This window comes from Rhizobium sp. BK529, from assembly GCF_014194105.1.
GTDB lineage: Bacteria > Pseudomonadota > Alphaproteobacteria > Rhizobiales > Rhizobiaceae > Rhizobium.
In genome coordinates this window covers 892121-904986 of record NZ_JACIAU010000001.1, presented here as the reverse complement: position 1 = coordinate 904986, position 12866 = coordinate 892121, and the positions used below count along the sequence as shown (strand labels likewise).

Below are 12866 nucleotides of genomic sequence, written 5' to 3'. Positions count from 1 at the left end.
CTGCGGCCTTTCGCCTGGGCGGGCTTGCAGGATCGGGCCTCCGCCACGACATGAGGCCACGGGACCAGATGATTGCACGAAAGAAGAATAGAGATCATGACCACGGCGAAGACGGCTGCAGCAGAGACGAACCAGCGCTATTTCAAGGCGCCGGTTTTCGCCGTTGCGCCTATGATCGACTGGACGGATCGCCACTGCCGCTACTTTCACCGCCAGATCAGCCGTAACGCCCTGCTCTATACGGAAATGGTCGTGGCCGACGCCATCATCCACGGCCCGCGCGAGCGCCTGCTCTCCTTCGATACTGCTGAACATCCCGTCGCCCTGCAGCTCGGCGGTTCCGATCCGGCCAAGCTGGCCGAGGCCGTGCGCATTGCCGAGCCCTATGGTTATGACGAGATCAACCTCAATGTCGGCTGCCCGTCGGATCGCGTCCAGTCCGGCACCTTCGGCGCCTGCCTGATGCAGACGCCGGAGACGGTTGCCGAATGCATCGCCGCCATGAAGAAAGTCGCCAAGGTTCCGGTTACGGTCAAATGCCGCATCGGCATCGACGAGCAGGATCCGGAAGTGGCATTGCCCAGCCTGATGACCCAGGTGCTGGAAGCCGGCGCCGACGCGATCTGGATCCATGCCCGCAAGGCCTGGCTGAAGGGCCTGTCGCCGAAGGAAAACCGCGAGATCCCACCGCTCGATTACGAGATCGTCTACCGCATGAAGGCCCGCTTCCCGCATGTCTTCATCGGCATCAACGGCGGCATTCAGACGCTGGACGAGGCAGAAAGCCATCTTGCGCATGTCGATGGCGTCATGCTCGGTCGCGCCGCCTATCAGAATGCCGCTATTCTCGCTGACGTCGATCACCGCTTCTTTGGCGCCGCTGCCGCAGAGCCGGACTGGAACGCCTTGCGCGACCGCATGATCGCCTATGCTCAGCGCCATATCGCCAGTGGCGGCCGCCTGCAGCATATCGCCCGCCACATGGTCGGCCTCTTCACGGGCCTGCCCGGCGCACGCCGCTACCGCCAGATCCTGTCGACCGACGCCGCAAAACCCAATGCTGGCCCGGAAGTGATCGCTGCAGCCTTCGCAGCCGTGGATTTCGCAGGCACGGCGGAAGCCGTCAGCGCCTGAGGCGACATAGGGGCAATCCGCTCCGTTCCTTTCCGTGTTTGAACGAAGTTCGATCGAACGCGTTTATGACTATCTCCAGGAAGGAATAGGAAAGGAAACGCTCATGAAGAACCTCATGATTATCGCCGCTGCCGCCTCCCTCGGTTTTGTTCCCGTGGCCGAGGCCGCGAGTCAGCACAAGCAACCCAAACATGCCGCCCAGCAAGTGGTCGCCAACGAACCGAGGCAACGTCTCGGTACCCTCTCCTGCGAAGTCGCGGGCGGAGCCGGCATGATCATCGGCTCGAATAAGGCGGTCGATTGCAGCTTCAAGCAGAAAACCGGCAGGGTCGAACACTACACGGGCTCGATCGGCAAGCTCGGTCTCGATATCGGCGTCACCGGCAAATCCTACCTCAGCTGGATCGTCCTCAACACCGCCCCCACACGCGTCGGCGATGGCGCTCTCGCCGGCACCTATGTCGGCGCCTCCGCCAATGCTGCTGTCGGCGTCGGCCTCGGAGCGAACGCCCTGGTGGGCGGAAATTCGAAGAATTTCGCATTGCAGCCGCTCAGCGGCGAAACCGGAACCGGCGTGAATGTAGCCGCCGGCGTCTCCCGCCTAGAGCTGAGAGCGACGCGTTAAATCCTGCCGGCGGCGGCCCACCCCTGTCGCCGCCGGTATTCTTCCCGATTGCCAGCCCAGATAATGCTCGTCGCGCGTTTCACCCCGGGCAAGCCGTCACGCCCCAATTCCATTGGCCTTTCACAGGAATTGTCGTAATCCGGTGCACGACCTCACGCGGAAACGAACATGCGGATCAGACAGGCAACCCGGGACGATTTCGACGCCTTGCGATCGATAGAGCTGGCCTCGTTCGAAACGCTGCGCGCCGCAGGCGCCGTCAGCGGGGAGCCTGAAGCCAGCAGCGACGAGGAACTACAGCATTATCTAGAACACGCCCTCCTCTACGCCGCCTGCGATCATAGCGACCTGCCGGTCGGCTATGCCGGAGCCTATGTCGCGGAAAAGTCCCTGCACATCGGCGAAATGGACGTCCATCCGGACTTTCAGAAAAAAGGCCTCGGCCGCAGGCTCATGGAAACGCTCCTTGCTGAGGGCCGCTCGCGGAAGCTCGCGGAAGCGACGCTGACGACAGATCGTTTTGCCCCCTTCAACGCTCCTTTCTACGTGTCGCTTGGCTTTCGGCTCCTCGAAAAAGACGAATGCTCCCCGCGTCTGCAGGCAATCCTTACTTCCGAAGCCGAAAAAGGCCTCGACCCGTTCCGCCGCATTGGTATGGTCCTGTCGTTCTGATACCGACATATAGGAGGCCATCAGCATGGAAGACGTGCTGGCCCTGGTAACCGGCGCAAGCCGCGGTGTCGGCCGCGGGATTGCGCTTGCCTTGCTCGCCGAGGGCGCCACGGTCCATGTGACCGGAAGGACGCGTTCGGAGGCGGAAGCAAACGGGAGCAAACGCACAGGCTCGCTGGAAGGGCTCGCGCTTGAGGCTGCGAACCTGCCCGGACGCCTCGTCGTTCATCCTTGCGATCACAGCAACGATGCTGAAACCGAGCAGGTCGCCGCAGAGATCAGGGCCGGCGGCAGGCTGGACATTCTGGTGAACAATGCGTGGCCCGGCTATGAAAACATGGTTGAGGACGGCGATTTCACTTGGCCTCGCGCTTTCTGGGAGCAGCCTGTGTGGCGGTGGGATGCAATGATCGGCACCGCGCTCAGGGCGGCTTTTATGATGTCGCGTGCGGTTGCACCCGTCATGGTCTCGGCCGAGCGCGGCCTAATCGTCAATATCTCGTTCTGGGCAGCGCAATTCTACGACGGCAACGCGATCTACGGCACTGCGAAAGCCGCCGCCGACAAGATGGCCGCAGACTTCGCGCATGATCTGCGTCCGCACCATGTCGCCGCCGTCGCCCTCTATCCCGGCCTGGTGCGCACCGAAGCCGTCATGCAGAACGCCGAATATTTCGACCTGTCCAATTCCGAATCCCCGCAATTCATCGGCCACGTCATTGCCGGGCTCTGGCGAGACCCTGCGCTGATGTCGAAATCCGGGCAGGTGCTGATCGCGGCTGAGCTTGCTCGGGAATATGACATCGTCGATATCGACGGCTACCGGCCTGTTCCCCTCACAGCGGCGGATTTTGCGAAGAGCTGAATTCACCGGGCCTTTTTGAGGCCGGATACGTATTTAAGCCATCACCAGCAGCAGCACATAAGCCACGACCGTTACCATCAGCCCACGGAACGCAATCGTCACGAAGCGGTATTTGCTGCGGGCGATATGCGAGAGAATGTCGGCATTTTCCAGATATTGATCGAAGAGATAGCGCTCGTCGCGGCGGATGGCTGCCTCGAAGAAAGTGTCGCGGTGTCTAGGCCAGGCACCCCAGAACATTGAGGTGGAGCGATCGAGCCGCCGCGGCAGCACGACGAGGATGGCCGAGAGAATCGAGAAGACCGAGGCCGCCGCCAGCAGCCCGGAAAAGAGAATGGCCTGCGGCGTGCCCTGCGCATAGCGTGCAAAGGTAAAAACCGCCCTGACCTCGGCGGAGCTCACAAGAAAGGCGAGCATGAAAGTAAAGATATACGCCGCCTTCTGATCCGATATCTTGATCTGATCGTAGAATATGTCGTTGATTTTCTTGATATGGTCGAAATATTCCGAACCGATATCCTCGCTTGATGGAGAAGCGGAGGGCAATTCCGCATAAATCTCGAACTCGCTCACTTAAATCCCCCGGCCTGCAATAGTGTTTCCCTAATAATACACTCGAAGCTTAAAGCAAGAACACGTGTGCATCCGGCTTGACTTTTAAACCCTGCTTGGCCAAAGGGGAAAAGGATGCGGGGGTATCTGGAATGTCGGGGTGGCAGTCTTTTCTGAGCGCAAGTACGTCTCTTGCGATCACATCGTTTCTATTTGCATTTCCCGTTGCGGCCGAGCCGTTGCAGCGCCCGACGCCCGTTGCAGGCTCCGTCATTGCCCGCAAGGCCGGCGAGGAAGTGCGCTTCGTCGATGTCACCAACTGGCGCGTCGTCGATCTCAATCAGGACCTGCTCGATGGTGACGTGCTGCGCACCAATGCCACCGGTCAGCTCGCCATCCTCTTTTCCGATCACACGCAGATTCGCCTCGGCCGCAATTCCGCGCTGCAGGTCAAGAAAATGTCTGCGACGGGCGACACGATCCTCAACCTGCAATCCGGTACCATCTGGGCGCGCGCCCAGCGCGGCGGCCAGGGCCTGACGGTCGAGACGCCTGCCGCCGCCGCCGCTATCCGCGGCACGGACTGGACCATGACTGTCGAAGGCGCCAAGACCTCGATGATCGTGCTCGAAGGCCGCGTTTCGCTCACCAATCCGCAGGGCAGCGTCGACGTCAACGAAGGCGAAGGCGCTGTCGCTACTATCGGGCAGGCGCCGCACAAAATTATCAGCGTCAATCCTGACGACCGCGAGCAGATGCTCTTCTATCTGGACTTGCGCGATGGCTTCGGCCTGATGCCGACCTCGCCGCTGCGCGCCGACCGCATGGCGACAGAGCGCCGCCGGCTGCTGGCACTGCCGCCCGAACGCCGCACGACGGAAGACTGGCTGGAACTTGCCGAAGTACAGAGCGCCTTCGACGGGCGTCAAGCCGCTGCTGCAACGTTGCAAAATATCCGCGGCCGCAAGCTGACAGTAGCCCAACAGGCGCGCGTCGACCTGCTTGATGCGACCATCGCCGGCTCCGAAAAGCGCTATGGCGATGCCGCGAAACTCTTCGAAAAAGCCCTGCCGCATCTCGATCCGACACGCCGCAACATGGCGCAATATGGCGGCTATTTTGCCCGCTCGCTGGCCGATCCCACTCATGCCGAACAGCCGCCAGCAAATACCGCCGGACCCTATGGCGCAATCATGCAGGCCTATACGGCAGGCTTCCTGGAAAACCCGCGCGCAGCCCTCGACATCATCAAGAAGGCGGAACAGCGCTATCCCGATGATCCGACCCTGCCGGCGATCCGCGCCCAGCTCGCGCAGCTCGTCGATGACCGCAAGCAGATGAAGGAAGCATATGAACGCTCGCTGGCGCTCGACCCCGATCATCCAATGGCGCTCGCCGCCCGCGCCGGCTACAAGGCTGCCTATGAGAGCGATATCAACGGCGCGCTGGCGGACCTGAACCGCGCCATCGAGCTGGCACCCGGCGCATCCGGCACGCTGAATTCGCTCGGCCTGCTGCAGAGTTCGCGCGATGCCAATCGCGAGGCGGAAGAAGCGTTCAAGAAGGCGATCGAGCTCGATCCCCAAGATCCGGTAGCGCATGCCAATCTAGCCATCCTCTATCTCGACCAGGGGCGCATGAAGGAAGCCAAGCGCGAGATCGATACGGCAATCGCGCTCGATCCATCCTTCGATATCGCCCTGCTCGCCCGCGGTCGCTACTATCTGCAGACCGGCGAGCGCGACAAGGCGCTGGAAGATCTGCTGGCCGCAAGCACCGCCAATCCGGGTCACTCGCAATCGCAGCTGATGCTTGCCGCCGCCCATTACGAAAAGGGCGATCGCCTGCCCTCGGAACAGGCGCTCGACAATGCCAACCGCCTGGATGACAACGATCCGGTCATCTCAGCCTTCCGCACCGCCGTCGATATCGACGACTACAATGCCGATGGCGCAATCGCCAACGCGCAGGAATTCCTGCGCCGCTCGCGCGCCCGCGGCGGTGATTTCAGCGGGCTCGGCGCCAATCAAAGCGCCGGCTCGACCCTGAACAACGCTTTCCGCCTGCAGGGACTGGATGCCTGGGGCCGCTATTATGGCGATGCCGTCTTCGATCCCTTCAAAGGCAGCGGTTATATCGATCAGTCGATCAAGGGCAGCATCTTCCCATTCGTCAATGCGACGAGCTTCAGCGATGACAATGTCATCCAGTACCGCAACAATGCGTCGAGCTATTCATCCTTCATCCAGGGTCTGCTGCTCTCCCCGCACATGCTGTCCGGCCGTTCGCGCGCGGCGACGCTGTTCGACGTGCCCTTCATCGAAGGCTCGCTCGGCGGCGGCATCAACAGCGTCGACGGCCATACGCGCCGCACCGGCGAAGCGGAAATCCAGGGCTATTCGAACGCTACCTTCCCGATCAGTTTCTACGGCAACCTGAGTTGGGAAGAGCTGGCGCTGGATGGCGACTACCGCGATTTCGGTGGTTACACGACGGAGAACAAGCTACTCACTGGCAACGGCTATCTGACGGCAACGGTGACACCGGATGACCGGATCGTGGCCTACGTCAATCACGCCAAGAATGACGGAACGCTGAACGCCTTGTCGGAAAATACTGGATTCGCGGACCTTCTATTCGGCGTTCCTTTCCCTTTGCCCCTCTACACCGCGCAAGACACCGTTAACGAAATTACGAATGCCGGCATCGGCTGGAGCCACACATTTGGCTATGAAAACATCCTGAATGGAGCCCTGCTTTATTCGGGGACAAAATCGACGACGAGCACCACGCTCGATGTCGATCTGGACCCGCTGATCGGGATAGGGGCGCCCTTCATCATTCCCTTTACCGATACGACCCAAGAGACTGAATCCAACACCTATATCGGCGCGTTAAGCCATTCCATAGGTGCCGGAGCTTTGACGTTCCGCTACGGTATCGAAGGTGGCTGGACAGATGCCGACAGCATAGTCAACACAACGTTTCTGGGCTTGCCAGCTCCGCCCGATCCCACTGAGAAAACCATCGATATCGGCCGCGCCTATGTCGACGTGCTGCACGACATCACACCCGACCTTAAAGGCGAATACGCACTGTTTGCCACCCGCCTCGAAGGCGATGGCGTCGATGTCAGCCGGCTCGAACCGCGTTTTGGCTTGGCTTGGGCGCCGACCCAGAGCCAATGGCTGCGAGCCGCCTTCATGCGCCAGAGTCTCGATATTGGCGTGCCCACGCTGGCCCCGATCGGCATTCTCGGCCTGCAGTCCAACCAGTTCTCAGTGGGTGCGGAGGGTTATGCCGATACCATCGCCCTGCAGTGGGATGCGGAATGGACCGACCGTTTCTTTACATCGGTCGAATACCAGCATCAGGAACTGCATGATTTCTCGATCGATCTGCCGCTGATCGCCCTTCCGGCCGTCGAAAGCATGTCGCTCTCGCGTGGCAGAATCGACCGCGCCGCCGTTACCGGCAACGTCGCCCTCGGCAATGGCTTTGGCCTTTCCGCCACATACGCCTATATGGATTCGGAAAACAAGGACCCGTTGGCGCCGAACTACGGCGATGATCTACCCTTCATACCGCAGAATTCGGGCCAGATCGCCCTCACCTGGGTCAATGAAGCCAAGGTCAAGACTACCCTTGCCGCCAATTATATCGGCGAACGCAATGATGAATTCGGCACCAAACTCGATGACTATTGGAGCCTCGACGCGCACCTGATCTGGGAACCCTTCGACAAGCGCATCGCGCTGGAAGCCGCCGCGTATAACCTGCTCGACCAGGAATTCGAGATAACGCCCGGCGTGCCAGGCTGGGGCCGCGCCTTCAAGGGCAGCCTGAAGATCCGCTTCTGATGATGGCGCGCCCGGCTGCCCTGAAACGCCTTCAGGCAGAGCGCCCGGATCAGCCGCGCCTTGAGGCTGGTCGCCCGCCCGGCTGGCCTTTCTCCAGCCGCGGCATCCGTCTTCTGGTGCTGGCGCTGATCACCTTGGTGACGATCTCGCTGATCTCGCGCCTGCCCGCCTGGACGCTGACGGAGCTGCGCACCTTCGACTATCTCTCCACCGTCGACGACCCGTCTCCGCCCGATGGCGGGCCGATCATCGTGGCGATCGACGAGCCCTCACTTGCCGATATCAATGCGCAATGGCCCTGGCCGCGCAGCCTGCACGCCGAGCTCGTCCGCCAGCTGCGCGCCGCCGGCGCAAAAGCCATCGCCCTCGATATCATCATGGCCGAGCCCTCGACGCCCGAGAACGACCAGGCGATATCATCGGTCGTTGGCCCGGATGTCGTGCTCGCCGGCGACGAGACGCTGATCAAGACGCCGCAAGCCGATCAGTTGTTGCGCACCACGCCGCTGCCGCAGATGACCGAGGCCGGCGCGCGCACCGGCATCGCCTCCATCACGCTGAATGGCGACGGCGTCTTTCGCAACGTTCCATCCTATGAGGATGGCTTTGCCATGGAGCTTGCGAAGGCTACGGGCATCAAGGCGCCGCATCTGCCGGCAGGGTCGCTTATTCAGTCCTTCGGCCCGGCCCGCAGCTACCCGACGGTCTCCTACTATCAGGCGCTCGATCCGAAAAATTTCCTGCCGCCCGATATCTTCAAGGATCGCGTCGTTCTCGTTGGCCTCAGCCTGCAGAACGCCCCCGAGATCGATCAGGGTGGCGTCGATGCCTATGCCACCCCCTATACCGTTCACACCGGCAAGCTGATTTCCGGTGTCGAAGTGCAGGCCACCATCTACGACAATATCGTCCACGGCCTGGCGATTTCCGAAGCCGGCCTGCCGGTCGTCGCGATCTGCATCCTCATTGCGGTCGCCCTCGCTGCAGCCACTGTCTGGAAGGCCACGAGCTGGCGCACGCTGGTCGCAACCGCTACTGCCGTGCTGGCCTTCGCGGCGGCAAGTTATGCCGGCATCCGCTTTACCCATATCTTCGTCTCGCCGCTTGGGCCGACCGTCGCCTTCGTCGCCGTCGCCTTCGGCCAGGCGGCCTTCGATTACGCGCAGGAGCGGCATCAGAAGCGCCAGATCACCCGCGCCTTCGCCCAATATATCTCGCCCGATCTCGTCCGCCGCCTCTCCAACGATCCCTCGCAGCTGAAGCTCGGCGGCGAGCGGCGCACGCTGACCGTCCTGTTTTCAGACGTGCGCGGCTTCACCACCATCGCCGAGACGATGAAGGACGATCCCGAGCAGCTGACGACGCTGATCAACCGCCTGCTGACGCCGCTCTCGGATGTCGTGATGGATCATGGCGGCACCATCGACAAATATATGGGCGATTGCATCATGGCCTTCTGGAACGCGCCGCTCGATGACCCCGACCATGCGCTGCATGCCGTGAAGGCCTCGATTGCCATGCAGGATGCGATCGGCACACTGAACCGCGAACTGGAGCGTGAGGCAGCCACCACCGGCCGGCCGCTGCATGTCCTCAAAATGGGTGTCGGCATCAACACCGGCGAATGCATCGTCGGCAATATGGGCTCCACCCGCCGCTTCGACTATTCCTGCCTCGGCGATAGCGTCAACCTCGCCTCGCGCCTCGAAGGCACCTCGAAGAATTACGGTGTAGCCCTGCTGCTCGGCGAGGAAACCGCCCGCCTCGTCGCCGACCGCTATACCGTGGTCGAGCTCGACCGCATCACCGTCAAGGGCCGCACCATTCCCTCGCCGATCTTCACCGTGCTCTACGGTTCGCACCGCGCGGCACTGCCGGAGCATAACGCCTTCCTGGAAGCCAAATATGCGGGCACGCTCACCATAGCAGATCCGGCCTTCGAGACCCTGCCGAAAGCCATCCCGGAGCTCTCAGCCTATTATGCTTTGATGCGCGGCAGCCTCGCACAACACGACGCAGCCCTGTAAAGCATTTCCAGCAAAGGTGGGGAGCGGCCTTGCGTCCGGAACTGCGTCAGACAAAAACATAGCGCACTTTCCCCCCGCCGCCTTTTGCGTCTAGGATATCGACAGACTCGTCAATCAGCCAAGAAGCCTCGCCATGTCCTTTCCCGCCACCGTCATTCCCCTGCCGCAGCCCGTTCTCCTGCCCGTCGAAGGCAGCGCAGATGCCTTCCCCGTGCGCCGCGTCTATTGCGTCGGCCGCAACTATGCCGACCACGCCATCGAAATGGGCCACGACCCCAACCGCGAGCCGCCCTTCTTCTTCCAGAAGAACCCCGACAATCTCTTCGCAGGCAACGATTTCCCCTATCCGCCGCTGTCGAACGACGTGCATTTCGAGGTCGAATGCGTGCTGGCGCTGAAGGCCGGCGGCGAAGATATTCCGGCCGATAAGGCGCTCGATTGCATCTATGGCTATGGCGTCGGCATCGATTTCACCCGCCGCGACCTGCAGGCGGAAGCCAAGAAGCTCGGCCGTCCTTGGGAGCTCGCCAAGGCCTTCGAACATTCCGCCCCGGTCTCGCCGATCGTGCCGGCAAGCCGCATCGGCCATCCCACCGCCGGCCGCGTTTGGCTAGAGGTGAATGGCGTCAAGAAGCAGAATGGCGACTTAAACCAGATGATCTGGAAAGTTCCGGAAATCATTGCAGAACTTTCGAAACTCTTCGTTCTCGCGCCCGGCGATGTCATCATGACCGGCACGCCATCAGGTGTTGCCGCCATCAGCAAGGGCGACAGCATTTCCTGCGGCGTCGATGGCGTAGCAACGCTCTCGCTCAAAGTGATTTGAGGAACACCATGGCGACCTATGCGCTCGGAGCTTTGAAACCGAAACTGCCTTCGTCTGGCACCTTCTGGATCGCCTCCGACGCGCATGTCATCGGCAATGTGGAACTCGCCGAAGAGGTCGGCATCTGGTTCGGCGCCGTGCTGCGCGGCGATAACGAACCGATATCGATCGGCAAGGCCACCAACCTGCAGGAAGGCGTATTAGTCCACACCGACCCCGGCTTTCCCGTCAGCGTCGGCGAAAATTGCACCATCGGCCACCACGCCATCATCCACGGCTGCACGATCGGCAACAATTCACTCATCGGCATGGGCGCAACCGTCTTGAACGGCGCAAAAATCGGCAACAACTGCCTCGTCGGCGCCAATTCGCTCGTCACCGAAGGCAAGGAGTTCCCCGACAATTCCCTTGTTGTCGGGTCGCCTGCCAAGGCGATCCGCACGCTGGACGATGAGGCGGTCGCCAGGATCACCCAGTCTGCAAGAAACTATGTCGGCAATTGGCAGCGCTTTGCGCGGGATCTGGTGCGGATCGATTGAAACTCGACCACGAGCGGATCGACTGACGTCAGCCGCGGGCGAATCGACTAAATGGAGTGTGGCGACAGCGACGGCTGGCGCTGCCAGCCTTGACACCTTACGATGTCTGGCACGCATTGTTCGTTGGTTTTTGGCCTCACCGCTGTAGTTTTGGACGCGCGATGATTTCCACGCCTGCCGCATTCGTAACCCTCGCTTGCGCGGCCACCCGATCGAGCAGGCTCTGGCGGAAAGGCGGGGGATCGCCTGGATTGACGAACAGTTTGCCGAAGTTGACCGCAATGTGCTTGCGGTCAATCTCTCCCGCGATCCGTTTGCACTGCCTCACGTCGGCTTCGTAGGCGTCGTCCATGACCAGCTCGACTGCCATGACGCTGAGGTCTTCCGTCTGATCGTAGCCGCGGCGAATCCAGTCTTCCGGCTCCGGCGAAGGGTTCTGCGGCGCCAGCGGCGGATCGCCCACGAAGGTAAAGACGGCACGCACCTCGCCAAAGTAAATGCCGTTACCATCCTCGTTCCACACCTCCAGGACAGGACCGGCGGTACGGTACTTCAGCGTTCCGCTGCCGCCGGTGTAGAATCTCGATAGCAGGTCGTCCTGCGGCGGGCCGAAATAGTCATCCACCGGTTCGAACATGACAGTGACGCTGCCCTCGCCATCATTGAGCATATGGTTGTCAATCAGCCATCGCACTTCGGCGATTGGGCCGCCCTTCAGCAGATTAAGGGCATAGCGCGTCGTCGTCTTCAGCCGGAACGCGAACGCGTTGTACTCTTTCTCGGGAAACCAGCAGACACGCATTTTGACGGCACCCTGGCGATCGAGCCGCCGCTCGACACCGATCACAGCCGAACCCAGTTTGGCCAGATTGACCGGCGTGGCCGAGGCGTGGCCCTTTGCCAGATAGTCGGCCTCGTCGTCGGTAAACTTCATCTCGAAATCACGCGCGGCCGCGCTCAACTCGTTTCCGAGGAAAACCACAGCGTCGATGCCGAGCAGGTCGTCGGGATCGATGATCTCATCCAGGCCGGCGGCATCGGCCAGCGCGTCGCGCAGTTGGCCGGAGATTGCGTCCTTCACCGAGTTGGTGATTGCCTTGACCGCGTTCTTGCGTGCGGCCGCATCGCCCAGCCGGTCGAGGCGCGTCTGGATGTTGTCTATTGGCGCGACCACCATGTCGTTCGCATCGCGCGATAATTCGTTGTCGTACCCGCCATTGATCAGCTTCGTCAACTCGACGGATAGCGCAGGCCCGAATACCTTATTGAACTTCTTCTGTCCTGCTTCCGAAGTACTGGGCGAGAATGCGTCCTGATCCCAAAGCAGCGCGACCATTCCCCCCAGGCCTGGAAACCATCCCCCTATTTCCAGCAAGGCCGGCCGAAGGCGGAACGAACGCGTCCCCAGCGCTGCCGGAATCGGCAGCGTAGCCGGTGCATCCACGTCGCGGGACCCAAGCAGCCAGGGGCTCGCCGGAGCGCCGCCTTCGAACGTCTTTACCCCGATCGAAGGCAAGAGGCTGCCGGGCGGCGGCGCAGTGATCGTATCCGCGTCGGCCTTGAAACCGAGAATCCACATGTAGGGCTCGTCACCGCCGGAGTCCTCGGTGGCGCGGACGTCCATCTGAAAAAGAGCGAAAGTGACGTCGATTTCTGCCGGTCGCATAGCAAACACCTTTCGCAGACACGCTCTGCGGCTTGATTGGCTCATCGGATGCTTTGAATGGACGAATGCAATTGGATGCTAATGCACAGATAGCATGTAC

The 12866-nt window shown here is 61.3% G+C and carries 10 protein-coding genes; 8 read left to right on the top strand and 2 right to left on the bottom strand.

The window, feature by feature from the left end; all coding sequences use genetic code 11:
• Positions 1-96 precede the first annotated feature (96 nt).
• The 4 genes from dusA to FHX08_RS04435 all read left to right on the top strand — a co-directional run bounded on the left by dusA (position 97) and on the right by FHX08_RS04435 (position 3296).
• Positions 97-1134, top strand: coding sequence for a tRNA dihydrouridine(20/20a) synthase DusA (gene dusA / locus FHX08_RS04450; protein ID WP_184326883.1), 1038 nt, complete (start codon positions 97-99; stop codon positions 1132-1134).
• Between the two features lie 103 nt (positions 1135-1237).
• Complete coding sequence (locus tag FHX08_RS04445; RefSeq protein WP_132654071.1) at positions 1238-1759, top strand: DUF992 domain-containing protein; 522 nt, start codon at positions 1238-1240, stop codon at positions 1757-1759.
• A gap of 168 nt (positions 1760-1927) precedes the next feature.
• Positions 1928-2431: a GNAT family N-acetyltransferase gene (locus FHX08_RS04440; protein WP_132654070.1), complete on the top strand. Its 504-nt coding sequence runs from the start codon at positions 1928-1930 to the stop codon at positions 2429-2431.
• A 25-nt stretch (positions 2432-2456) separates the two neighbouring features.
• The gene (locus FHX08_RS04435; RefSeq protein ID WP_184326882.1) at positions 2457-3296 is read left to right on the top strand and encodes an SDR family NAD(P)-dependent oxidoreductase; all 840 of its coding nucleotides are present in this window, start codon (positions 2457-2459) and stop codon (positions 3294-3296) included.
• A 33-nt stretch (positions 3297-3329) separates the two neighbouring features.
• Here the strand turns inward: FHX08_RS04435 and FHX08_RS04430 are convergent, their stop codons facing one another.
• Positions 3330-3869 (bottom strand): Pycsar system effector family protein, encoded by a 540-nt coding sequence (locus tag FHX08_RS04430; RefSeq protein ID WP_132654068.1) that lies wholly within the window; start codon positions 3867-3869, stop codon positions 3330-3332.
• 131 nt (positions 3870-4000) lie between these two features.
• Between FHX08_RS04430 and FHX08_RS04425 the strand changes: the two genes are divergently transcribed.
• The 4 genes from FHX08_RS04425 (at position 4001) to FHX08_RS04410 (ending at position 11100) form a co-directional block, all read left to right on the top strand.
• Complete coding sequence (locus FHX08_RS04425; RefSeq protein WP_184326881.1) at positions 4001-7708, top strand: FecR domain-containing protein; 3708 nt, start codon at positions 4001-4003, stop codon at positions 7706-7708.
• The gene (locus FHX08_RS04420; RefSeq protein ID WP_246698280.1) at positions 7708-9735 is read left to right on the top strand and encodes an adenylate/guanylate cyclase domain-containing protein; all 2028 of its coding nucleotides are present in this window, start codon (positions 7708-7710) and stop codon (positions 9733-9735) included. Before FHX08_RS04425 ends, FHX08_RS04420 begins: the two co-directional genes overlap by 1 nt.
• A gap of 133 nt (positions 9736-9868) precedes the next feature.
• Positions 9869-10561 carry a fumarylacetoacetate hydrolase family protein gene (locus FHX08_RS04415; RefSeq protein ID WP_184326880.1) on the top strand — a complete coding sequence of 231 codons (693 nt, stop codon included), beginning with the start codon at positions 9869-9871 and terminating at the stop codon, positions 10559-10561.
• 8 nt (positions 10562-10569) lie between these two features.
• Positions 10570-11100 (top strand): gamma carbonic anhydrase family protein, encoded by a 531-nt coding sequence (locus FHX08_RS04410; RefSeq protein ID WP_184326879.1) that lies wholly within the window; start codon positions 10570-10572, stop codon positions 11098-11100.
• 136 nt (positions 11101-11236) lie between these two features.
• Here FHX08_RS04410 and FHX08_RS04405 read toward each other — a convergent pair whose 3' ends face one another.
• A complete protein-coding gene (locus tag FHX08_RS04405; RefSeq protein WP_132654063.1) occupies positions 11237-12766 on the bottom strand; it encodes a hypothetical protein in 1530 nt (509 codons plus the stop codon).
• Positions 12767-12866: the final 100 nt, after the last annotated feature.